Genomic DNA, 23,351 nt, shown 5'->3' on the forward strand with positions numbered 1-23,351 from the left:
AGAAAGAAATGTCAGAGAATAGAATTATCATTTTGCCATTTGGTTACTCCTATTTTTTCTCTAATAGTTTTTTACTTCACACGACAATTTCCATATATTCCTGGGCGGATTATGAATATACAAGAAATAAGCTGCACATTTTACTACAGTAAGTTTAATACTCGTATGCAGCCTTTATCTGCCTCTTTTTTCATAAATTTGCCCCCATTATGGAACAGCAGCAATCATCTTTCAAAGAAAAGGAACGTACAGACCTGCGCGAGCCGCAGCATTTCAAGGTGATCATCTATAACGATGACTTCACCACAATGGAGTTTGTCGTCAAGATACTTACTACCATATTCTTTAAATCGGCAGCAGAAGCGGAAACGCTGATGTTACAGGTACATAAGAGTCAATCGGCAGTGGTGGGCATCTATACATACGACATTGCACAATCGAAGGTACAAAAAGCCACCCGTATGGCACGCGAAGAAAATTTTCCACTCCGGCTCACCGTTGCGCCGGAAGAAGAATAAGAATTAGGAGAAGATTATGGATATACAAAATACAGTGCATGTGAACAGCGCATTCACCTATGCACAAAAAAAAGCGATATCTTATCGCCATGAATTTATCACACCTGAGCATTTGCTAAGTGCATTTCTGGAACAGAGTCCCTTTACCAGTGCCTTAAATATGTGTTTTTGTGACCCCCGAGAACTTGCTTTCTCTTTAGAGAATTATTTCACGGAAGAACTGGAAAGCGTTCCCGCAGACATGGATTATGAACTGGAAGTTTCAACCCAGCTCAACGAACTGATACAACATGCCTATCTGATGATAGACTATTCAAGTGCTGAAGCATTGAACGTCCCCCATTTAGTGCAAAGCATGCTTCAGCTCAAAGACTCCTGGGCATGCCATATTCTGAAAGAAACTCTTGAAGAAGATCTACCCGAATTTATCAGCCAACTCATCTCCCGATATGAAGAAGTGGAGGAAGAAGACGATCTGCAAACCTCTCCACAGGAAAAAAGCGAGCCCTGGCGAAGCTTTGTAACTTGTCTGAATGACTGTCTGCAAGATCATAATCCACTCATCGGACGGGAAGCTGAACTGGAACGAACCATCCAGGTGCTCTGTCGCAAAGAGAAAAACAATCCGTTGCATGTAGGCGAACCGGGTGTTGGCAAAACCTCCCTCGCTTACGGACTCGCTGCCCGCATCGAAGCACGCGAGGTCCCCGAACGACTCCTCGACTGCCGTATCTATGAACTGGATTTAGGCACTCTACTGGCAGGTACGCAATACCGGGGTGACTTCGAAAAACGCCTGAAAACTATTATGGAAGGTGTTCGCAACGAGGGACACGCCATCATCTATATCGACGAGATACACAATCTGATAGGTGCCGGACGTACAGGAGACGGTTCCATGGATGCATCCAATATGCTGAAACCTTATCTGGAAAGCGGAGACATCCGTTTCATCGGCTCTACCACATATGAGGAATACAACCGTTACTTTGCCCGCAGCAAAGGGTTGGTGCGTCGCTTTCAACAAATTGACATACTTGAACCGAGCATTGAGGAAACCATCCATATCGTAGAAGGTCTGAAAGAAAAATATGAAGAATTTCATGGAGTAACCTATCAACCTGATGTAATCCCTTACGCCGTCAAAGCGAGTGTTCGCTATATCAGCGACCGTTTTCTGCCCGACAAGGCTATCGATCTGGTGGATGAAGCAGGAGCTTATCGCGAAATTCACCCTATACCTTCCGGAGAGCAAATTGTAGACAAGACATTGATAACCGATGTACTCGCCCGTATCTGCAAAGTAGATGCACTCGCCATGAAAGAAGAAGATACCACCTCACTGGAAACTTTGCATGCACGTATCAGTGCCAAAATTTACGGCCAGGAAGAGGCAGTGCGCCAAGTGGTGGAAGCCGTACAAATGTCCAAAGCCGGACTGCTGGATGAAAACAAACCGCTGGCAAGCCTGCTCTTCGTCGGTCCTACCGGAGTAGGTAAAACCGAAGTAGCCAAAGTGCTGGCCTCCGAACTGGGTATTTCCCTGCAACGTTTCGATATGAGCGAATACACCGAGAAGCATACCGTAGCCAAATTAATCGGTTCACCCGCCGGATATGTAGGCTATGAAGACGGTGGTTTATTAACCGACGCCATCCGCAAAACTCCCAACTGTGTGTTGCTGCTTGATGAAATAGAAAAAGCCCATCCCGATGTATTCAACATCCTGCTACAAGTGATGGACTATGCTGTTCTTACGGATAACAAAGGACGAAAAGCCGACTGCCGACACGTAGTACTTATCATGACTTCAAATGCCGGTGCACAATTTGCCCGTCAAGCATCTATTGGATTCAGCAGTCAGATTACAGCCGGGGAAGCCATGTTGAAACAGGTCAAGAAGACCTTCAAGCCGGAGTTTATCAACCGTCTGTCCGCTACTGTCGTTTTCCACGATATGAGTCGGGAAATGGCCTCACTTATCCTCGACAAGAAGCTTGGGGAACTGAGCAGCAAACTTGCTGCACGCCAGATAGAGATGGAACTGAGCCCGGAAGCCCGCAACTGGTTATTGCAACGTGGATTCCTGCCCGAATATGGCGCCCGCGAAATGGACCGTGTGATAGCTTCGCATCTGAAACCACTCCTGATGCGCGAAATCTTATTCGGTTCCTTAAAATCCGGCGGTAAAACTTGCATACAGGTAGACAAAGATCAGTTAGTCCTACAACTCTCAACAAAGTAATACTATGGTCTTTGCGCTAACTGACGAAATTACATTTCCCGATCCGCACTACGCCGATCCGGACGGATTGCTGGCAGTGGGCGGTGATCTATCGACCGACCGCCTCATCCTGGCTTACTCCAACGGAATATTCCCCTGGTACGCTTTCCAGGAGGGTATGATACAATGGTGGTGCCCGCTGGAACGCTTCGTCATTTTCCCCGACGAAGTCCATATCTCACACTCCATGCGTACGCTCATGAACAAGGGGAAATACGACGTCACCATCAATCAGGCTTTTGATGAAGTCATCCGTAAGTGCGGAGAACTGAGGATGGATATGGAAGGTGCCTGGCTCGGTCCGAAAATGATAGAAGCTTACACGTTGCTGCATGAACAGGGCTTTGCCGCCAGCGTGGAAATATGGGAAGGAGAACAGTTAGTAGGCGGACTCTATGGAGTAACCTTGGGACGCTGCTTTTTCGGTGAAAGTATGTTTTCACTGGTTCCCAGTGCATCCAAGTTAGCCCTCATCCACTTGGCGCAATTCTTCGGAGAGCATGGCGGCGTACTGATAGACTGCCAGTTCGAAACTCCCCATCTGAAATCAATGGGAGGAAGATATATCAGCTACGAAGAATATATGGAGCTTTTGCAATCATAGCCACCTCCGCTGATCACACCAGCGTAAATTGCAAGTGCTCATCCGTACTGCGCCCTTCATCGTATGCAAAGCCCTCCCACGTAAAAGCTCTCAAGTCTTCGGGATTTTCAATCCGATTTTTAATAATATAGCGTAGCATTTCCCCGCGGCACATCTTGGCATATATCACAATCGTCTTTAGCTGCCCGCCTTTCCAAACCTGGAATTCGGGAGTAATGACACGGACTTCTTCTTCTACTCGCTTCCAGTCGAACAGATCTCTCATCTCACCACTGGCAAGATTAACGAGTATGCCACCCTGACGTTTGATATCCGCTATAAAATAATCCGTCAGCAAAGGTTTCCAGTAATCAAACATAGTCATCCCTCCCCTTTCGGGCAGGCGTATATCTCCTTCCATACGATAAGGCTTTATCCCGTCCAGCGGACGAAGCAGTCCGTACAGAAAGGAAGTGATGCGCATGTGTTCCTGAGCATAACGAAAATCATCTTCGGAAAAATCTTTCGGTACTATACGTTTGAACACCGCACCGGTATAGGCACAGATAGCGGGCATCGCAGAATTTGCCTCCGAAAAGAAATCCTGATAGCGCAGATAATTCTCAGCGGCAATCTTGGAATTTATACGTAGCAGACGTTCCAGGTCAGCAGCTGAAAATTGCCCCATATCCAAGGCATTCTGTACTGCTTCCGCCTGAAAGTACGGAACGGTTATTTCAGGGACTCCTACAGATGTGCGTGCCGTCATCGTTTTGGCACAAGAGATGAATGTCAACATATCACGTTCAAAGTTTTTTGGGAAACAAAGATAATGCAAATCGAATGCAGAACTTTCATACTTGCATGAAAAAGTTTTGCGCAAAGTTTTTCCGCATAATCCTCCTCTGTTTCCATACTTTTTCGTACTTTTACGCCTTGTTGGAAAAATACAGGCTTTTCCCGAGAGAAACGAAACCTCTTCCAACCACGAGACTGAAAAAAGGAAAAAACAATATATAAAATGACTCACAAATGGAATTATCAACCCATTACACCCGAACAGGCAGAGACAAGCCAAAAGTTGGCCCAAGAATTAGGGATTAGCCCGATTCTTGGCGGATTATTGGTGCAGCGGGGAATAACGAAGGCACAGGATGCCAAGAAGTTTTTCCGCCCGCAGTTGCCCGACTTGCACGACCCATTCCTGATGAAAGACATGGATGTGGCCGTGGAGCGCCTTAATAAGGCAATGGGAAAGAAAGAGCGTATTCTGATTTATGGTGATTATGATGTAGACGGCACTACAGCAGTGGCACTGGTCTACAAGTTTATTCAACAGTTCTATTCGAACATTGACTATTACATCCCCGACCGCTACAACGAAGGTTACGGGGTATCTACCAAAGGGGTAGACTATGCCGCAGAAACCGGTGTAGGATTGATTATCGTACTGGATTGCGGCATCAAAGCTGTAGAGGAGATAACCTATGCCAAAGAAAAAGGCATTGACTTCATCATCTGCGACCACCATGTGCCCGACGATGTACTTCCACCTGCCGCCGCTATCCTGAACGCCAAGCGTTTAGATAATACGTATCCGTACGAGCACCTTTCCGGTTGCGGCGTAGGCTTCAAATTCATGCAGGCATTTGCCATCAGTAATGGCATCGAGTTCCATCACCTCATTCCACTGCTCGACCTGGTTGCCGTAAGTATCGCTTCGGACATTGTTCCCATCATGGGAGAAAACCGGATACTTGCTTTCCACGGATTGAAGCAGTTGAACAGTAATCCCAGCGTAGGTTTGAAAGCGATTATCGACGTATGCGGATTGACAGAGAAGGATATTACCGTCAGCGACATCGTGTTCAAGATAGGCCCGCGCATCAATGCCTCCGGACGTATTCAGAACGGAAAAGAAGCCGTCGACCTGCTGACTGAGAAGGATTTCTCCATAGCTTTGGAAAAAGCCAATCAAATCAATCAATACAACGAAACCCGGAAAGATCTCGATAAGACCATGACCGAGGAAGCCAACCAGATTGTAGCTGATCTGGAAGGACTCGCCGAACGCCGTTCTATCGTGTTATACAACGAAGATTGGCACAAAGGTGTTATCGGTATCGTTGCCTCCCGCCTGACGGAAATTTATTATCGCCCCGCAGTAGTGCTGACCCGTACGGACGATATGGCAACAGGTTCCGCCCGTTCCGTATCCGGCTTTGACGTGTATAAGGCGATTGAATATTGCCGTGATCTGCTGGAAAATTTCGGTGGTCATACCTATGCAGCCGGTCTTTCGATGAAAGTGGAGAATGTTCCAGCCTTTACCAAACGCTTCGAGGAATTCGTTTCACAGAACATCCTACCGGAACAGACAAGTGCGGTCATAAATATCGATGCAGAGATAGATTTCAGGGATATTTCTCCGAAATTCTTTAGTGACCTGAAGAAATTCAATCCTTATGGTCCGGATAATCCGAAACCGATATTCTGTACGCATAATGTCTATGATTACGGTACCAGTAAAGTAGTGGGGCGCGATCAGGAGCATATCAAGCTGGAACTGGTAGACAACAAATCGAATAATGTAATGAACGGCATTGCCTTCGGACAAAGTTCGCATGTACGTTTCATCAAAACCAAGCGTTCGTTTGATATCTGCTACACCATTGAAGAGAATACCCATAAACGGGGCGAGGTACAGTTGCAGATAGAGGATATTCAACCTAATTAAATGAAGAATGAAGAGTGAAGAATGAAGAATTACCATGCGGATAATAGCATAGCTAATTCTTCATTCTTCATTCTTCGTTTTTCACTCTTCACTTCTATGTATAAGGAAGTCTTAAAGCAATACTGGGGATATGATAACTTCCGGGGCATACAGGAAGACATCATCAATAGCATTGGCGAAGGCAGAGACACCCTGGGGCTGATGCCTACGGGCGGCGGAAAGTCTATCACATTCCAGGTGCCTGCACTTGCCAAAGAGGGACTTTGCATAGTTATTACTCCCCTGATTTCTCTGATGAAAGACCAAGTGCAGAACCTGAAAAAAAGAGGAATCAAAGCACTTGCCATCTACTCCGGAATGTCCCGGCAAGAGATTATCGTCACGCTGGAAAACTGTATTTTCGGCAATTATAAATTCCTGTATATATCGCCCGAACGGTTGGATACGGAAATCTTCCGCACCAAGCTACGGAAAATGAACGTCAGCATGATAACCGTTGACGAAAGCCATTGCATTTCACAATGGGGATATGATTTCCGTCCTGCCTATCTGAAGATAGCCGAAATACGTGATCTCCTACCCGGTGTCCCTGTGCTGGCACTGACTGCAACCGCTACTCCGGAAGTTGTGAAGGACATCCAGACGCGGCTGTGCTTCCGGCAGGAAAATGTTTTCCGCATGAGTTTTGAACGGAAGAATCTTGCCTACATAGTCCGCAAAACAGAAAATAAGACCGGAGAGCTTCTTCACATCCTACGCCGTATGCCGGGCAGTGCCATTATTTACGTACGCAATCGTCGGCGAACCAAAGAAATCACCGAACTTTTAATTAACGAAGAGATTACCGCCGACTTCTACCATGCCGGTCTGGATGATGCCACCAAGGATATACGTCAGCATCGCTGGCAGACAGGAGAAAGCCGTGTAATGGTTGCCACCAATGCTTTCGGCATGGGTATCGACAAACCCGATGTACGTATCGTAATCCACCTTGATTTGCCGGACTCTCCCGAAGCTTATTTCCAGGAAGCAGGACGTGCAGGACGTGACGGCAACAAAGCGTATGCCGTAATACTCTATGCCAAATCGGACAAAGTCACCCTTCATAAACGTATCCCGGACACCTTTCCGGAGAAAGACTACATCAAACAGGTGTACGAACATCTGCAATATTATTACCAGATGGCAATGGGAGACGGTTTGGGATGTGTCAGAGAATTCAATCTGGAAGACTTTTGCCGGAAGTTCAAATACTTCCCTGTACCTGCCGACAGTGCATTGAAGATTCTGACGCAAGCAGGATATCTGGAATATACCGACGAACAGGACAATGCCTCCCGTCTTTACTTCACCGTCCGCCGTGATGAATTGTATAAATTACGCGAACTGGGAGAGGACATGGACAAACTTATTCAAATTGTTCTGCGCTCTTACACCGGAGTATTCACGGATTACACCTTTATCAACGAGAATTCACTTGCGGTACGTAGCGGATTGACGCGACAACGGGTGTACGACTTGCTGATACGTCTATCCAAGATGCGCGTCATCGACTATATTCCACATAAAAAGACACCTTATATCATATACACACGCGAACGTGTAGACAGGCAGCATCTGCAAATCTCCCGCAGTGTATACGAGGAGCGCAAGGAACGCTATGAAGCCCGCATTCAGGCAATGGTAGATTATGTAACGACCGAAACCGTTTGCCGCAGCCGTATGCTTCTACGCTATTTCGGAGAGAAGAATGAACATAACTGTGGAATATGCGATGTCTGCCTCAGCCACCGTGCCGAAGAAGTACCACAGGAAATTTCAATGGAAGAGTTACGTGATAAAGTGCTTCAACTTCTTGCGGAAGCATCAGTCACTCCGGCAGGCCTTGCCGAACAACTATTGGTAGATAAAGAACTTCTGACCGAAGCCGTACACCAACTATTGGATGAAGGCCGGATCACCTCTATAAATGGAATGCTTCAAATGAAGAAATAATCAATCACCGTACATGTCAAGCTTATTATTCCACAGGTATTTCCGTGTTTCACGCGCCGCCACTCCCGAAAGGAGAACTAAAGACAACAGATTGAGAATAGCCATCAGTGCATTCATGCCATCTGCCAGGTTCCAAACCAAAGAGAGATTCATCACGGAACCCAGATAAATAGCCAGTACCCAAAGTACACGGTAATATTTTATCAGGCGCTTCCCTCCCAAATATTCCACAGCTTTCTCGGCATAGTAGCTCCAACCTAAAATAGTGGAAAAGGCGAAAGTCACAATGCCCACAGCCAGAATAAGAGTTCCGACAACAGGTATTTTTCCAAAAATTGTGAGAAATAAGTGTGTGCCAAGCAACATAATGATCATAGGCCAACCCCATAACCATGTGCTGACTTCAGAAAAGAAGGAAGCAAGTGTTTCCATTCAGATATAACTTTGTTTAGATGTATTTTGCAGACCAAAGATAAAAATTATCTCACACACATACATCTATTAAAAATACAAAATAGATTGCAGGATATCAATATCCTGTCTACAAAAAGTTAAGAGTTTGTCGACAGGGAATCAACTCCTTGTTGACAAACTCTTAACTCCTTGCAGGTAGAGAATAGAAGACTATTCCCAACACTTATATAAAATTTCTAATATTATTCCGTTGCCGGTTTCTCGATACCCTCGCTGGTTGCACGTTCTTCCATACGTTTGATACGGGCATCCAAATCCGGGTGGGTAGAGAACAACTGGTTCAGTTTACTGCTCTTCTGTGCGCCGGCTTCTTCCTGCAATTTCTTCAACTTTTGGAAAGACAAAGCCATTGCCCAAGGGTTCTTGCCATGATTTTTCAGGAATTCATAGCCATAATCATCAGCACTACGTTCCTGCTTCTGTGAGTAAGTGGAATTCACCAAAGCCTCGCCCAGGTCGCCCAACTGAGAATCTGTCAGTTTAGCCGCCGTACCACCTTGTGAAGAAACACCGTCTTTCAGGGCAGAAGTCAGCAATGCTGTGCGGAAGCCATTCTTAGAGTCCTTGTGTGCCACATGACCTACTTCATGACCGATAACACCGAGCAATTCGTCGTCACTCATAATGTCCATCAAAGAAGAAAAGATACGTACACTACCATCTGCACACGCAAAGGCATTGACGTCTATCACATAGTAAACCTTAAAATTCAAGGGAATTCCTTCCACATCCGTCAGGCCGTCAGTCAGCTTTTTCAAGCGGATAGTGTACTCATTGTCGTCCGCACACACCTGATTGTGAGTATCCATCCAGTCAATGTATTCTTTCACATACTCCGTCATCTGGGCATCTGTCAAAGTCACCGCTTTCACGGCTTTCACGGCACCTTTCAGTGCTTTCGCATTAAATTGAGCCATTGCAGGCATTGTCACAGCTATGCATACGAGAAGGAGGGCCCACTTCATAAGAGTCTTTTTCATTCTTGTGTTTTTTAGAAGATGATTATTTTTATTTTAATAAATGTGGCGCAAAAGAACAAATTTTAAATGATACCGCCATCATATTAAGAGAGGTTTTTCTCTTTTTCGGCGGAGTTCTTGGTATGAAAACAAGATTTTTATGTAAGTTTGCAAAAGAATAGAAACAAAATATCAAAGACATACATAATTATGGGATTCTTTAAATCTTTCTTCTCCGGCAAACAAGACAAGCCGGAAACTGAAAAACAGAAAAACGAGCAAAAGAACTTTGAAATATTCAAGTATGACGGCATGCGTGCACAGCGCATGGGACGTCCGGACTACGCCATCAAATGTTTCACCGAAGCCTTGGCCATCCAGGATGACTTTGAAACCATGAGCTATCTGAGCCAGGTTTACATCCAGACAAATGCCCTCAGTGAAGCACATGAGCTTTTGGAACGTATGGCGAAACTGGAACCGGAACATACTTCCACCTTCCTCACCCTTGCCAATGTATGCTACCTGCAAGAAGATTATCAGGCCATGGCCAAAGCCGCACAGAAAGCCATTGAAATAGAAGAAGGCAACGCCATGGCGCACTACCTTCTGGGAAGGGCCAAGCAAGGAATGGATGATGGCCTTATGAGCATCGCCCACCTCACCAAAGCCATCGTTCTGAAAGATGATTTCACCGAAGCACGCCTCCTACGTGCCGAAGCATTAACCAAGATGAAGCAGTATAATGAAGCCATGGAGGACATTGACGCTATATTGGCACAAGATGCAGATGACGAAAGCGCCCTCTTGCTACGCGGAAAAATAAAAGAAGCCACCGGTGACGCTGGAGCGGCAGAAGCCGATTATTGTCACGTGACTGAACTGAATCCCTTCAATGAGCAAGGTTTCCTCTATCTGGGACAACTCTATATTGAGCAAAAGAAACTTCCGGAAGCTATCGCCCTCTTTGATGAAGCTATTGAACTGAACCCTAATTTTGCGCAAGCCTACCACGAACGCGGACGTGCCAAGTTGTTGAATGGCGACAAGGATGGTTCGGTTGAGGACACAAAGATAGCATTGGAACTAAATCCGAAAGAAGTTCAAACCTTCAACGGACAATATGGCAACCAGTCTAGCGAAAGACAACCGAATGTACTAGGACTATAACGCCCAATGAGAAGCGTCCTCTCCATACTCGTATTTTGTTTTCTTTTTCCAGCATTGGCAACTGCCGACAGTTTCGAACGCAGCTTTGAAGAAAACAAAAAACTTCTTTACTCACTGGACAGCCTGTTAGCACATCAGGATGTATTTGTGAAAGTAAAAGAGGAACGCATCATGCAGTTGAAGAAGCAGTATAACCAGGTAAAAGATGTAAAGGAACTCTATGCAATGAATCGGATGATTTATTTAGAGTATCGGGTATATGATGCGGATTCAGCCTTGCACTACATCAATAAAAACATTCGGCTGGCACAGCAGACCAGCAACCGGACCTGGGAAGTGGTATCTCTGCTCGAACAGTCTTTTGTCCTTACATCCTGCGGACTTCTTACTGAAGCACTGAATGCTGTGAGCGATATACGTTCGGAAGAATTGCCACAAAATCTACGTTCTGAATATTTTGGCCGTTTGTGTACACTTTATTCCCGCCTAAGGGACTACTCCGGTGAGAATTCTCATTTATCGGAGCATTACAATGAGCTTCAAAAGACTTATCGGGATTCAATACTCAATACGGCTACCCCCGATGAATTACGCTACTGGAATACCCGGACATGGCTCTACTTGGGTACTCCCAAGGTAGCCCCTGTCAAGCAAGCATTGGAACATAACAAAAAGATATTGCCCAACGACAGCCGAAAATACTCCATTGCCACATACAATCTGTCTGCCATCTACCGAAGCGAGAAAAATGAAAGCAAGTATCTGGAAAATCTGATTCTTTCCGCTATGGCAGACATCCGGTGTGTCAACGGAGACATAGGTTCATTGCAGGAAATAGCCGAATATCTGTTTAAACACGGGAAGATAGACCGTGCATATAACTATATTGTCTACTGTTCACAAAAAGCCATGCTTTTTCATAACCGGGTACGGATAGTCAGAATGTCTCATTTGCAAAATCAAATCTACAAAGCCTACCAGGAACGGGACAACATACAGCAAAAGCGACTTCAAGCTTCTCTCATCACCGTCAGTTTACTTTTTCTTGTACTTATCGGTGCATTCCTGTTCATCCGTAAGCAAATGCGCAAACTGAAGGAAGCTAATACGAGATTGGACAATACCAATCAGAAACTCTCTGTCAATATGGATGCCCTCTCCATCGCCCATCAAAGTCTGGAAGAGGCTAATGACCAACTAAAAGAACTGAATACCCAATTAAAAGAGGTAAATTCCCAATTGCGGGAATCCAATTATGTAAAGGAAGAGTATATAGGTTATGTATTCAATATCTGTTCCACCTACATCAGCAAGCTGGAAGAGTTCCGCAAAAACATCAACCGGAAACTCAGAGTGGGGCAGATAGAAGACGTCAAGGCCATGACTGATCCTTCAACGATGGCCTCCAACGAACTGAAAGAATTCTATCAGCATTTCGATACAATCTTTCTTCACCTCTACCCCAATTTCGTGGAAGACTTCAATGCGCTACTTCTACCCGAAGAACGGATTGAACTGAAAGATGGTGAACTGCTGAATACAGAACTGCGTATACACGCATTAATAAGGCTGGGTATTACGGACAGCGTGAAAATAGCCGACTTCCTTCATTGCTCCGCACAAACCGTCTACAACAACCGCCTTCGTACCCGGAATAAATCCGTTATTCCGAAAGAAGACTTCATGAACGCCATCAAAAAGCTCGGAAAATACAAAGCATAGCCCTTACTTCACACTCCCGTCTGCTATCGGGAAGTTTACTTCCAAGCTTTCCATTCTTCAAACAGGCCATTAATAATCAGCCACTTATCCATTTTAACAGTTTACTTCGACGGTTTACCTCACGAAGTGAATAGCCCTTTGTTGCATATATCTTTGCCAAAGAGATTTTAAAACAAGAACTTATGTTAACTATCAAATTAATCATGAAGAACAAAAGAAAAGAAAAACGCCTTTGCAGACTTATTCTTGTCTGCTGCGCTTTGTTGATGTTCATTTCGATCAACGCATTTGCCCAACAGCAAGTCACAGTCACCGGAAACGTAAAAGATGAAAAGGGAGAACCCATCATCGGAGCCAACGTCATCGTGAAAGGTACGGGCACAGGAAGTGTCAGTAATGTAGATGGAGATTTCTCACTGCCCAATGTACCTAACGGAGCCACACTTGAAATTTCCTTTATCGGCTATCTGAACCAGGACGTAAAGGTCAGCGGAACCAAACCTATCAACATCATTCTGAAGGAAGACACAAAAATGCTGGATGAAGTGGTTGTAGTGGGATACGGTGTACAGCGCAAGTCAGACATGACAGGTGCAGTTGCTTCCGTAAATACCAAAACACTGGAGAATCGCCCGCAGACCAACATCATCCAATCTTTGCAAGGTGCTGTACCGGGCCTGAATATCTCAGTGACCGGAACCAATGCGGAAGGCTCTTCCACCAAGACCCGCATCCGCGGCGAGAACTCCATCACGGCAGATAACAAACCACTGGTTATTCTGGACGGTATCCCCTTTGATGGTCCCTGGTCCGAAATCAATCCGAACGACATCGAATCCATTGAAGTTTTGAAAGATGCTTCTTCGGCTGCCATCTATGGTGCCCGCGGTTCAAACGGTGTCATCCTCATCAGCTCCAAGAGAGGTGAAAAAGGCAAACTGACCGTATCCTACGACACCTACATCACCATTGACAATCCCATCAACTTCCCCAACCTCATGAATGGAGCTGAATTCTGGAAGTATAAGACGGAAGCATTGAAAGATGCCAATACCACCCCGCCCACTGAAAGCAATCCCGAACCGTGGATGGGATCTATGACCGCCACAGAATTGCGTATGCACGAAGCCGGCATGGATACCGACTGGCTGGACCTGGCAACCCGCACCGGTTTCAAGCAGCAGCACAACATCTCTTTCCGTGGTGGCGTCAACAAGACCAACTATTTTGTCTCACTGAACTATACCGATGTGAAAGGTACTGCCGTAGGCAACCAATTCAAACGCTACAACATCCGTTTCAACCTCGATCAGGAGTTCACTTCCTGGTTTAAATTCTCTACCAGCACCCAGTTGGGACGCTATGACCGAAGTGGCAGCAGTGCTTCTTTCTCCAGAGCATTCCGTATGAATCCCCTAGCAGAAGCTTATGACGAAGAAGGCAACATCCGTTCCGCCGCCTGGGAAGATTCCAGCGAAGCTTTCTCTGTAAACCCCTTAAGCAGCCTCAACAACAAGAGCAACGACATACGCTCTAAAGTCATCACCAACAACGTGGTAGAAATAAAGTTGCCGTTCGTCCCCGGACTCAGCTATAAGCTCAATACCGGCTATACGTACCAAAACAGCAGCTGGAAACAGTATCAGGGAATGGACACTTACTACGGCGCACGCTCCAACGGTATTCTGAACACCGACGACTGGCATTCACAAGAGTGGATTCTGGAAAACATCGTCACTTATACCCGTGAATTCGGCAAGCACCGCATCTTCTTCACCGGTCTGTATTCTGCACAGAGCTACGAGAAGGAAGGCAACGGGATGGAAGGCAAAGACTTCCCGAACGACGTGATGTACTATTACCAGATTTCCAAAGCAGCCACCATGTCCGGCAGTTCCAGCTACACCAAGCAAAATCATATCTCTCAGATGGCACGTCTGAACTATTCATACGACAGCCGTTACCTGTTGACACTAACTGCACGCCGTGATGGCTACTCCGCATTCGGCAGCCAATCCAAGTTCGGTGTATTCCCCTCCATGGCTATCGGCTGGAACATTTCCAATGAACATTTCTTCCAGGCAAGCCCATTAGCAAAAGTGGTGAACAACCTGAAATACCGCCTGTCATGGGGTAAGAACGGCAACGAAGCGGTAGGTGCCTACACTACATTGCCCGACCTTTCCACCTTCAATTATCTGAAAGACGACCATACTCCCAACTACGGTTTCTATCCTTCCAAGCTGGCTTCTCCCTCACTGGGATGGGAAACTACACAATCCATCAATACCGGTATCGACTTCCAACTGTGGAACGGACGTATCCAGGGAACATTCGACATGTACTGGTCGAAGACAAGCGACCTGTTACTGAACCGCTCCATCCCCACCATCAACGGTACGGGAAACATTACCGAGAATATCGGTGAGACCAAGAATCGCGGTTTAGAGTTGCAGATTACCTCCAACAACATTGCCAAGAAAGATTTCGACTGGTCCACTACCTTCAACCTGTCTCACTACAAGACAAAGATCGTGAATGTAGGTCTCTACGATGCCAACGGCAACCCCATGGATGACATCGGTTCCAGATGGTTCATCGGCCAGCCCATCAGCGTGAACTACGACTACCGCTTCATCGGTATCTGGCAGATCACCGACCCGTCTAATCCGAACGGACAGCAAGACCCGAACTATCGCTACTCCATCCCCGGATATATGAAGTATCATGACAAGGACGGTGTGAACGACATCACCCCGGCAGACAAAGAAATCATCGGCTCGGCAATCCCTAAAGTAACAATGGGTATGACGAATACTTTCCGCTACAAGAATGTCAGTCTGAGCGTATTCCTCAATGCCCAACTGGGACAGACCGCCAATAACTGGCTTTACGACGTATCTCATAACTCCTATCGCCAGAACCGCCTCATGGTAGACTTCTGGACACCGGAGAACCCTACCAACAAGTACCCGAAAAACTCACTGGATACTTCTGTAAACCCGATGAACGCAGGTTTCTATGAAAAGACCGACTTCCTCCGCGTGCAGGATGTCACACTGGCCTACCGTGTTCCTCAGCGTTGGTTAAAGAAGATTTCCCTGAACCGCCTCGAAGTATATATGAACATCAAGAACCTGGCAACCTGGACAAGCTGGACCGGCCTCGACCCGGAATTTATCAGCGACCAACAGTCCACTCCGCAGGTACGTTCATTCACATTCGGTCTGAAACTTGATTTATAAACCACTAAAACAAAGAGAAACAGTATGAAAAAGCTAAAATATACACTGATAGCACTGCTCGTGCTCTGCATGACCGGATGCAATGAATCCAGTTTTCTGAAAGAAGATCCGCGTGCTTCACTCTATCCCGAAAACCTGTTAGTAGATTACAGCGGGTTCCAATCCATGGTAACCAGCCTCTACGGAATGATGCGTAACGAATACCGGCGTGCCGATGCGCTCGGTGGTGGTCTGCCGCTCGTTCTGCACTCTGCATGGGGTTGTGGTGTGGATAATTCATGGAGTAATAACTCACACAGCGACTTTAAATACATGTACTATCCGTCGCAAATTAACCAGACGGACTTGCAGATCTTCCAGAACATCTTCCAATGGTGTTACCGCATCATCAACACGGCAAACATGGTGATTTCACGCGCCGAAGGCAGTGGTATCGACTGGAAAGGAACCGAAACCGAAGCTACCGCCCACAAGAATAAGATCATCGCACAGGCTCGCTTCTTCCGCGCATGGGCTTACCGCCATCTGACGTATTCATTCGGTGCCGTACCTTTGTCTACCGAAGAAATTACAGGTATGAACTACCGTAACGACTGGGAGCGCAACTCCGTAGAATCCATCCGTGAAGTCATGGAGCAGGACTTTGCTTTCGCCATGAACAATTTACCGTTGCGTGAAGAAAACAACAGTAAGATTTCAGGAGCCATGGCACGCCACTATCTGGGTGAACTGTACCTGGCAATGGACCAGCCTTCCAAGGCAGTCGAAGTTTTGAAGCCACTGGCAGAAGGTTCCGAATACAGTTTGATAACCAACCGTTTCGGCAAGAACTCCGCCAATCCCGGCTGTCCGTTCATCGACGTATTCCGCACACCGATGTATGCGGACGGAAACACAGAGGTTTTATACGCTTTTGTCAACACGGAACCGGAAAACAGTGCTTTCGGTACAGCCGAGGTTTACATGAAGAGTACATATAAGAACTATTACTCCAACGATGGTGTCATCAACAAGAGCAATAAGTACGATCCCGACTATACAAGCGGTGCAGCCACCTGGCCTCAGGTGTTCTGGATAAACAACGGTGGTAAAGGTGCCGGACGTTGCGTGCCTTCAAGAGGCGCTTTCCGTCTCTACAACTACAAGGATCAGGGAACTCAGGACGACCGTGTATCCGATTATGCAGTGGTATGGACTATTAACGAGAAGGGTGCCGACGGAAAGATTACAGAATTCCTTAACAACGGTAAGATGGTGGTAGACACCACTGTAACCGCCGCTATGCTGGATGATAATAAGACAACTATCAAGAAGTATAACTGGCCCACTACCCGCAAATGGGATTACGTGGCACCGTTACTGGCAAATGGTGACAAGGATGGATGTTATCAAGATATTGTTTATCTCCGCCTCGCCGACACGTACTTGCTTTATGCGGAAGCCTTGCTGAAAAACAACCAGGCAGGTGAAGCCATCAAATGGATTAACAAGGTACGCAATCGTTCCAATGCAGTCAGCATCACAGAAGCCGAACTCACCGCAGGAGGCGTAGATTTCATTCTGGACGAACGTAGCCGTGAACTTCTTTCTGAAGAAGAACGCCGCCACACCCTGATTCGCGTAAGTCAGGAGAAAGGTGGAGATGAACGTGATGTGAACAATTACTTCAAACGTCGTATGCGACAATTGAATGAGATTGCAGGACGCGATGCACGAGGCATGAATTCGTATGATACGCCTGTGTTGTTCCCGATTCCGCAAGAGTTCATTGATTCCAATACAGGTCGCCAATTGGAGAATAATCCGGGGTATCTATAAAAGAACTTCACATGTATGAAACGGATGTAAACGGACTGATACTGATATACATAAAACTGATAATAACTTCCAAGGTAAAAATCCGTCGCAGCCGTTTCATCGTGTGTATTTAATCCAGCTCTATTTATAAACTTAGAACCCTACAAGATATGCCAGTTATAGCCTTCCTACTCTGTATTGTAGTGACTACTTTCACTGCTATTTACCTCTACCGGAAGCTCAATCCGCAAGGAGTATTAATGTTGGCCGGGCTCATCATGCTGACATTTGCCCTCGTGCTCAACGTCCAACCTGTTATTCCGGACAAGCCTACCGGCAGCGTTGTTTTCGATTTGGTGAAGATAGTGGAAGAAACATTCATCAGCAACCTGTCCCGTGCAGGACTGATGATTATGACCATCGGCGGCTATGTAGCCTTTATGAATCACATTAAAGCCACCAATGCCCTGGTGCACATCTCCATGAAACCGTTGGGTTTCTTTCGCCGTTATCCCTACCTGGCAGCTACTGTCACCATTCCCATCGGCCAGTTGCTCTTTATCACTACCCCCTCGGCAGCCGGATTAGGACTCTTGCTTGTCGCCTCCGTTTACCCCGTCCTCATCGGATTGGGAGTAAGCCGCCTCACCGCATTATCCGTCATTGCCGCCGCAACGCTGTTTGACCAGGGCCCCGGCTCGGCAAACACAGCCCTTGCCGCCGAACTTATCGACCAGACCAACGTAGCTTATTTCATTACCCACCAACTCCCATTGGTTATCCCTACCACCTTGGTAGTCATGACTCTCTTTTACTTCAACAATAGGTATTTCGATAAAAAAGAAGCCGCCAGGCAGAGTGCGGAAAATAGTGAAACAACAGAAGTCCCGCAGACCTCTGCCAAACCTGATATCCCATTAATATTCGCCATGCTCCCCATACTTCCGCTTGCGCTTCTCATTGTATTTTCGCCCTATGTGGGCCTGTTCCAGCCTCCCATAACGCTCAATACAACGACTGCCATGCTATTTTCCCTCTTTGTCTCACTCGTATTCGTAGGTTGCCACACACGCAATATGCGGAAAACCTTTGACGCCTTCTCCAGCTTCTGGAAAGGGATGGGAAATGTCTTCGGAAGTGTCGTGACACTGATTGTTGCCTCCGAGATATTCTCCAAAGGACTGATTAGCCTCGGTTTCATCGACTCACTGGTAGATTACTCCACGCATATAGGACTTTCCGGCATTGCCATCGCAGCAGTCTTCGCCCTGATAATCTTCTGTGCGGCCATGCTGATGGGAAGCGGAAACGCGGCTTTCTTCTCGTTCGGCCCGTTGCTGCCCGGAATTGCCGGACAGTTGGGTATGCCTGCCTATTCCCTCGTGCTTCCCTTGCAGTTATCCGCCAGCATGGGGCGTGCCGCATCTCCCATAGCGGGAATCATTGTCGCCATTGCCGGTGTGGCGGGTGTATCGCCCATTGAACTGGCAAAGAGAAACACCCTGCCCCTCATAGGCAGCATCCTGTTCCTGATAGCTTATCATTTCATAACACTATAAAACAACTCCGAATCATGTTCACACTCATTAAAAATGCAAACTTATACTCTCCGGAGCATCTCGGCATGAACGACGTTCTGCTGGCAGATGATAAAATAGCCCTCATAGACCGGAAGATAGAACTGACCGGTATTCCATTTGATACCATAGACGCCGGCGGGTGCGCCGTCACCCCCGGCTTTATCGACCAGCACGTTCACATCACCGGTGGCGGCGGACAAACCGGCTATGCTTCCTTAGTCCCCGACGTTTCCATGAGCGAACTGGTGGCTTGTGGAACCACCACCGTGGTAGGGCTACTCGGTACGGACGGTTTCGTAAAAGAACTGACCACCCTTTACGCCAAAACCAAAGCCCTGGAAGACGACGGCCTCAGTGCCTACATGCTTACCAGTTTCTACGGATTGCCTCCCAAAACACTGATGTCCTGCGTAGCCGACGATCTCATCTTCATCGACAAAGTGATCGGTTGCAAACTTGCCATGAGTGACGACCGCAGCGCTTTCCCCACCGAACTGGAGATACTGCGCCTCATCAACCAGGTACGCCTCGGCGGTTTCACTTCCGGCAAAGGAGGTATTCTGCATATTCATCTGGGAGCCTTGTCCGACGGCATCGCCCCGTTGCTGGATATCGCCCGCAAGTATCCCACGCTGATTTCCTACCTCTCGCCTACTCACCTGATACGCACGGAAGCCTTATTCCGGCAAGCCGTAGAATTTGCCTGCATGGGTGGTATGGTAGATTTCTCCACCGGAGGAACCAAATTCGACGCTCCCCATCGCTGTGTCATGAAAGCCCTCGAAGCCCATGTACCCCTCGACCGCATCACCTTCTCCAGTGACGGCCGTGGCGGAGTGCGCCGCACCAATCCCGAAACAGGAGAAACAACCTATCGCCCCGCTCCCCTGCACCTCAACTTGCAGGAGATGACATTGCTCGTAAAAGAAGGCCTTCTGCCTCTGGAACAGGCACTGACCCTTATCACCAGCAATCCGGCACGCAATCTCAAACTGCGCACCAAAGGCAGAATAGCCACCGGTTTCGATGCCGACCTTTGTTTCCTTGGTTCCGAACTTCAACTGACACACGTCATAGCACGCGGCAAACTCGTCCTAAAAGACAAGGAAGTCATTAAAAAAGGGAGGTATGAAGAATGAAAAGATTAATTCTACTTCTTGCTATTGTCTTTCTGGGCACCGGACTCCGTGCCGCCTCCGTGCTTCCCGTAGGTGAAAGCAAGTTCACCTACAAAGACTATCCTCCCTTTGCCGACCGTCCGGTAGATGTGCACTATTACATTCCGGCTTCGGGCGATGTACGCCGGATGCCCATTGTCTTTGTCTTTGAAGGTGCCGACCGCGGTTTCACCTATCTGCTCAAAGCCTGGAAGCAGGAGGCAGAGAAACATAAATTCATGGTTTTCATCCCACACTTCGATCTGGAAAGGTTTCCTTTGCCCGATTATCAGGAAATCGGTGTCATGGACGACAAGGATCATACGATACGTCCGGCTGAAAAGCGAACGCCGGCACTGGTTGATAAAATCTTTGAGTACGTCTGCCAATCTTCAGGTAGTGAACGGAAAGGATATATGATTTACGGTCACTCAGCCGGAGGGCAGTTTGTGCAGCGTTTCATGCTTTTTCATGACAGCCCGTATGTGGAGAAAGCTGTTATCGGCAGTCCGGGATGGTACACTTTCCCCGATGCTTCGCAAGATTTTCCCTACGGAGTACGCAACATTCCGTATGTCACCCCCGAAACAATCAAGAAGTATCTTGCCAAACCGATTATCCTCCAACTGGCTACGGGAGATACCATCCGCGAATCATATTTAAGGAAGACTCCCGAAGCCGAAGCACAGGGATGCAACCGTTACGAGCGCGGTAATCAGTTCTACCAATACCTCCACCGGATAGCCGCCGAACACAACTGGCCCTGCAACTGGCAGAAAATAGAAGAACAGGGCATCGGACACCACTCCACCGAAATGGGCCGACGTGCCGTTCCTGTCATGTTGGGAGACTCCCTACATGCACTGTTCATAGGCAACAGCTACACGCAATACAACCGTTTAGTCCGACAAGTGCAGGCCCTTGCCGCCTCCACCGGCCATAAGCTTTCGGTAAAATTGGTGGAACACGGCGGCTGGACATTGAAGAAACATGCTGCCAACCCTGAAACCCTGAATGCCATCCGTGAAGGAAACTGGGATTTCGTCATCCTGCAAGACCAAAGTAAAGCGCCTGCCCGCGAAAAGGAATGGGTGCGGGAGAATGTGTACAAGCCTGCCCACTCCCTCGACAGCCTGCGCCGCCTCTACAATCCGAAAGGAAAAACCGTTTTCTACATGACTTGGGGACACGACATCAACACGTATGCCGAAATGCAGCAACGACTGGCTGAAAGTTATTTGGAGATGACCGCGCAACTGAATGCCTGGTGTGCCCCCGTCGGCATCGCCTGGAAGCGTGTCCGCACGGAAAATCCAAGCATCACGCTTTACAATAACGATCACAGCCACCCTTCCCGACAGGGTTCTTATCTTGTCGCCAATGTATTCTGTAGCGTATTTTTTCAGAAACCCTATACAGGCACTTATTATGCCGGACTGCCCGAAGAGGAAGCGCTCTATCTGCAACGCATTGCGCAAGAAACCGTATTCAGCAACCCTTCTCTCTGGAATATCCAGCCCACGGTGCAACCGGAAGAGGTAGCCCGCCGTTTCTATCCCGAACCGGAACAGCAATATTCCACTCCCACCCTCGGCAAGCCGCTTGAAGAAGGTCTGGCTTCCTTGTTCGAGATAAACAGGTATTTGAAGGATTTAGCCGACAGGCATCCCGATAAGGTTACGCTGTCCGATATAGGAAAGACTCCACAGGGCAGGGATATCCCCGTGCTCTATTTCGGAACTCCCAACGAGAAAAAGAAAATAAGGGTCTGGATACAGGCAGGACTGCATGGCAACGAACCTGCCGGACCGGAAGCAACCTGTATGCTTGTCGATTATTTACTGAATACGCCCGAAGGTGCCGAACTATTGAAAAAGGTTTCTCTTGCGCTTGTACCCGTAGCCAATACAGATGGTTATGCCATGCAAAGCCGTAAATCGGGTAGTGGGTATGATTTGAACCGGGATCAAAGTAAACTTGCCGATCCGGTGGCTCTTCTTCTTAAAAAAGCGTACAAGGAATGGAATCCCGAAATAGCGCTGGACATCCACGAATTCAATCCTTTCCGCAAGGAATTTGAATTGCTGCGGGGTACTAAAGCAGCTACGGCCGCCGATGTCCTTTTCCTACCCAGCGGGCATTTGAATATCCCTGCCGGAATACGTACACTTTCCAACGGCTTATTCCGTGAAGAAGCAGAGAAGGCATTGGAGGCTAACGGTTATCATTCAGGCTTTTACTTTACCCCCAGTGTCAGGAGCGATAGTTTGTATGCAATGAAAGATGCCAAGAGCCCGCAATCCAGTTCCACGTTTCAGGGGCTTACCAATGCGGTATCTCTGTTCATAGAAATACGTGGAATAGGATTGGGAAGAGCATGTTTTGCCCGTCGTGCAGAATGTGGTTTTCTGGTATCCCGCAGTCTTTTGGAAACGACGGCTCTTCATTCAAAAGAAGTAAGAAGTGAGATACGAAAGGCAGTGAAAGAGACTTGCAGCGGAAAGAGTGATATATTCGTCACTTTTCAATCTGCACGGACAGAGCTTCCCGTTACTTTTATTGACCTTGCTAAGAACGAACGTTTTACGGAACCTCTGCCTACTTTCGATGCGCTTCAACTGAAAGCTGAGTTAGTACGCAAACGTCCCAAAGCATATATTCTGCCGGATACCTGCCGGATGCAAGCAGAGAAATTGCGGGCTTTAGGAATAGAGGTAGAAGAGATAGGAAAACCCTTCACAACCACCGTAGAGAAGTATATGGTTACCGGATACAAGAAAGCTACCAAGGAATGGGAAAAGATTTATCCAGTCACAGTATCTACACGGATGGAAAAGGAAAAGAAGAGCTTCCCGGCAGGTTGTTTCATCATTCGTCTTTCACAGAAGAATGCGAACCTTGCGGTAACGCTGTTAGAACCGGAGTCCGTGAATGGCTTTGTCAATTTCGAAGTGGTTCATACGGAGTTGAGGAAAGAGTTGCCGATATACAGGAAAGGTTTCTAACTCCATTCCGATTCATTACACATCAAATCGATTAATTCTTTTTTGTAGGGTTATGAATCTTTTCACCACAGAGTAACACAGAATTCTAAGACCTGAGCAAATAATTCGGTCTAAAAACACTGTTA

General features: G+C 47.2%; 15 protein-coding genes. 12 read left to right on the forward strand and 3 right to left on the reverse strand.

Features of this window, described 5'->3' with window-relative positions; translation table 11 throughout:
- Positions 1-209: 209 nt before the first annotated feature.
- The 3 genes from K6V21_RS00725 to aat are packed head-to-tail and all read left to right on the forward strand — an operon-like array spanning position 210 to position 3,406.
- Entirely contained in the window at positions 210-518 is a 309-nt protein-coding gene (locus tag K6V21_RS00725) for an ATP-dependent Clp protease adaptor ClpS (protein WP_025725925.1), read from the forward strand.
- Positions 519-534: 16 nt separating this feature from the next.
- Positions 535-2,763 carry an AAA family ATPase gene (locus K6V21_RS00730; RefSeq protein WP_224320557.1) on the forward strand — a complete coding sequence of 743 codons (2,229 nt, stop codon included), beginning with the start codon at positions 535-537 and terminating at the stop codon, positions 2,761-2,763.
- A 4-nt stretch (positions 2,764-2,767) separates the two neighbouring features.
- Positions 2,768-3,406 (forward strand): leucyl/phenylalanyl-tRNA--protein transferase, encoded by a 639-nt coding sequence (gene aat / locus K6V21_RS00735; protein WP_224320558.1) that lies wholly within the window; start codon positions 2,768-2,770, stop codon positions 3,404-3,406.
- A 13-nt stretch (positions 3,407-3,419) separates the two neighbouring features.
- Here aat and yaaA read toward each other — a convergent pair whose 3' ends face one another.
- Complete coding sequence (gene yaaA / locus K6V21_RS00740; protein ID WP_217712724.1) at positions 3,420-4,184, reverse strand: peroxide stress protein YaaA; 765 nt, start codon at positions 4,182-4,184, stop codon at positions 3,420-3,422.
- Between the two features lie 222 nt (positions 4,185-4,406).
- Between yaaA and recJ the strand changes: the two genes are divergently transcribed.
- On the forward strand, positions 4,407-6,122 hold the full coding sequence (recJ, locus tag K6V21_RS00745) for a single-stranded-DNA-specific exonuclease RecJ (protein WP_217712725.1): 1,716 nt from the start codon (positions 4,407-4,409) through the stop codon (positions 6,120-6,122).
- A 96-nt stretch (positions 6,123-6,218) separates the two neighbouring features.
- Positions 6,219-8,117: an ATP-dependent DNA helicase RecQ gene (locus K6V21_RS00750; RefSeq protein WP_224322111.1), complete on the forward strand. Its 1,899-nt coding sequence runs from the start codon at positions 6,219-6,221 to the stop codon at positions 8,115-8,117.
- Here the strand turns inward: K6V21_RS00750 and K6V21_RS00755 are convergent, their stop codons facing one another.
- Both K6V21_RS00755 and K6V21_RS00760 read right to left on the reverse strand, forming a co-directional pair.
- Entirely contained in the window at positions 8,118-8,549 is a 432-nt protein-coding gene (locus K6V21_RS00755; RefSeq protein ID WP_224320559.1) for an alanine:cation symporter family protein, read from the reverse strand.
- Between the two features lie 224 nt (positions 8,550-8,773).
- The gene (locus K6V21_RS00760; RefSeq protein ID WP_224320560.1) at positions 8,774-9,571 is read right to left on the reverse strand and encodes a M48 family metallopeptidase; all 798 of its coding nucleotides are present in this window, start codon (positions 9,569-9,571) and stop codon (positions 8,774-8,776) included.
- A 189-nt stretch (positions 9,572-9,760) separates the two neighbouring features.
- Between K6V21_RS00760 and K6V21_RS00765 the strand changes: the two genes are divergently transcribed.
- The 7 genes from K6V21_RS00765 to K6V21_RS00795 all read left to right on the forward strand — a co-directional run bounded on the left by K6V21_RS00765 (position 9,761) and on the right by K6V21_RS00795 (position 23,226).
- Positions 9,761-10,720: a tetratricopeptide repeat protein gene (locus tag K6V21_RS00765; RefSeq protein ID WP_224320561.1), complete on the forward strand. Its 960-nt coding sequence runs from the start codon at positions 9,761-9,763 to the stop codon at positions 10,718-10,720.
- 6 nt (positions 10,721-10,726) lie between these two features.
- Positions 10,727-12,442 carry a DUF6377 domain-containing protein gene (locus K6V21_RS00770; RefSeq protein ID WP_217712729.1) on the forward strand — a complete coding sequence of 572 codons (1,716 nt, stop codon included), beginning with the start codon at positions 10,727-10,729 and terminating at the stop codon, positions 12,440-12,442.
- 203 nt (positions 12,443-12,645) lie between these two features.
- Positions 12,646-15,687 carry a SusC/RagA family TonB-linked outer membrane protein gene (locus tag K6V21_RS00775; protein ID WP_224320562.1) on the forward strand — a complete coding sequence of 1,014 codons (3,042 nt, stop codon included), beginning with the start codon at positions 12,646-12,648 and terminating at the stop codon, positions 15,685-15,687.
- Between the two features lie 24 nt (positions 15,688-15,711).
- Positions 15,712-17,505 carry a RagB/SusD family nutrient uptake outer membrane protein gene (locus tag K6V21_RS00780; protein ID WP_224320563.1) on the forward strand — a complete coding sequence of 598 codons (1,794 nt, stop codon included), beginning with the start codon at positions 15,712-15,714 and terminating at the stop codon, positions 17,503-17,505.
- A 149-nt stretch (positions 17,506-17,654) separates the two neighbouring features.
- Positions 17,655-19,043 (forward strand): C4-dicarboxylate transporter DcuC, encoded by a 1,389-nt coding sequence (gene dcuC / locus K6V21_RS00785; protein WP_217712732.1) that lies wholly within the window; start codon positions 17,655-17,657, stop codon positions 19,041-19,043.
- Positions 19,044-19,057: 14 nt separating this feature from the next.
- The gene (gene iadA / locus K6V21_RS00790) at positions 19,058-20,203 is read left to right on the forward strand and encodes a beta-aspartyl-peptidase (RefSeq protein WP_224320564.1); all 1,146 of its coding nucleotides are present in this window, start codon (positions 19,058-19,060) and stop codon (positions 20,201-20,203) included.
- Positions 20,200-23,226, forward strand: coding sequence for a M14 family metallopeptidase (locus K6V21_RS00795; RefSeq protein WP_224320565.1), 3,027 nt, complete (start codon positions 20,200-20,202; stop codon positions 23,224-23,226). The genes iadA and K6V21_RS00795 overlap by 4 nt, the downstream gene beginning before the upstream one ends.
- Positions 23,227-23,351: the final 125 nt, after the last annotated feature.

This window comes from Bacteroides cellulosilyticus (assembly GCF_020091405.1).
Lineage (GTDB): Bacteria > Bacteroidota > Bacteroidia > Bacteroidales > Bacteroidaceae > Bacteroides.

Excerpts from the sequence above, each read along its gene's own strand:
- K6V21_RS00765 (WP_224320561.1), top strand. The coding sequence starts at position 9,761 with ATGGGATTCTTTAAATCTTTCTTCTCCGGCAAACAAGACAAGCCGGAA.
- K6V21_RS00755 (WP_224320559.1), bottom strand. The coding sequence starts at position 8,549 with ATGGAAACACTTGCTTCCTTCTTTTCTGAAGTCAGCACATGGTTATGG.
- K6V21_RS00775 (WP_224320562.1), top strand. The coding sequence starts at position 12,646 with ATGAAGAACAAAAGAAAAGAAAAACGCCTTTGCAGACTTATTCTTGTC.
- K6V21_RS00725 (WP_025725925.1), top strand. The coding sequence starts at position 210 with ATGGAACAGCAGCAATCATCTTTCAAAGAAAAGGAACGTACAGACCTG.
- K6V21_RS00760 (WP_224320560.1), bottom strand. The coding sequence starts at position 9,571 with ATGAAAAAGACTCTTATGAAGTGGGCCCTCCTTCTCGTATGCATAGCT.
- K6V21_RS00795 (WP_224320565.1), top strand. The coding sequence starts at position 20,200 with ATGAAAAGATTAATTCTACTTCTTGCTATTGTCTTTCTGGGCACCGGA.
- K6V21_RS00730 (WP_224320557.1), top strand. The coding sequence starts at position 535 with ATGGATATACAAAATACAGTGCATGTGAACAGCGCATTCACCTATGCA.
- yaaA (WP_217712724.1), bottom strand. The coding sequence starts at position 4,184 with ATGTTGACATTCATCTCTTGTGCCAAAACGATGACGGCACGCACATCT.
- K6V21_RS00780 (WP_224320563.1), top strand. The coding sequence starts at position 15,712 with ATGAAAAAGCTAAAATATACACTGATAGCACTGCTCGTGCTCTGCATG.
- K6V21_RS00770 (WP_217712729.1), top strand. The coding sequence starts at position 10,727 with ATGAGAAGCGTCCTCTCCATACTCGTATTTTGTTTTCTTTTTCCAGCA.
- dcuC (WP_217712732.1), top strand. The coding sequence starts at position 17,655 with ATGCCAGTTATAGCCTTCCTACTCTGTATTGTAGTGACTACTTTCACT.
- recJ (WP_217712725.1), top strand. The coding sequence starts at position 4,407 with ATGACTCACAAATGGAATTATCAACCCATTACACCCGAACAGGCAGAG.
- aat (WP_224320558.1), top strand. The coding sequence starts at position 2,768 with ATGGTCTTTGCGCTAACTGACGAAATTACATTTCCCGATCCGCACTAC.
- iadA (WP_224320564.1), top strand. The coding sequence starts at position 19,058 with ATGTTCACACTCATTAAAAATGCAAACTTATACTCTCCGGAGCATCTC.
- K6V21_RS00750 (WP_224322111.1), top strand. The coding sequence starts at position 6,219 with ATGTATAAGGAAGTCTTAAAGCAATACTGGGGATATGATAACTTCCGG.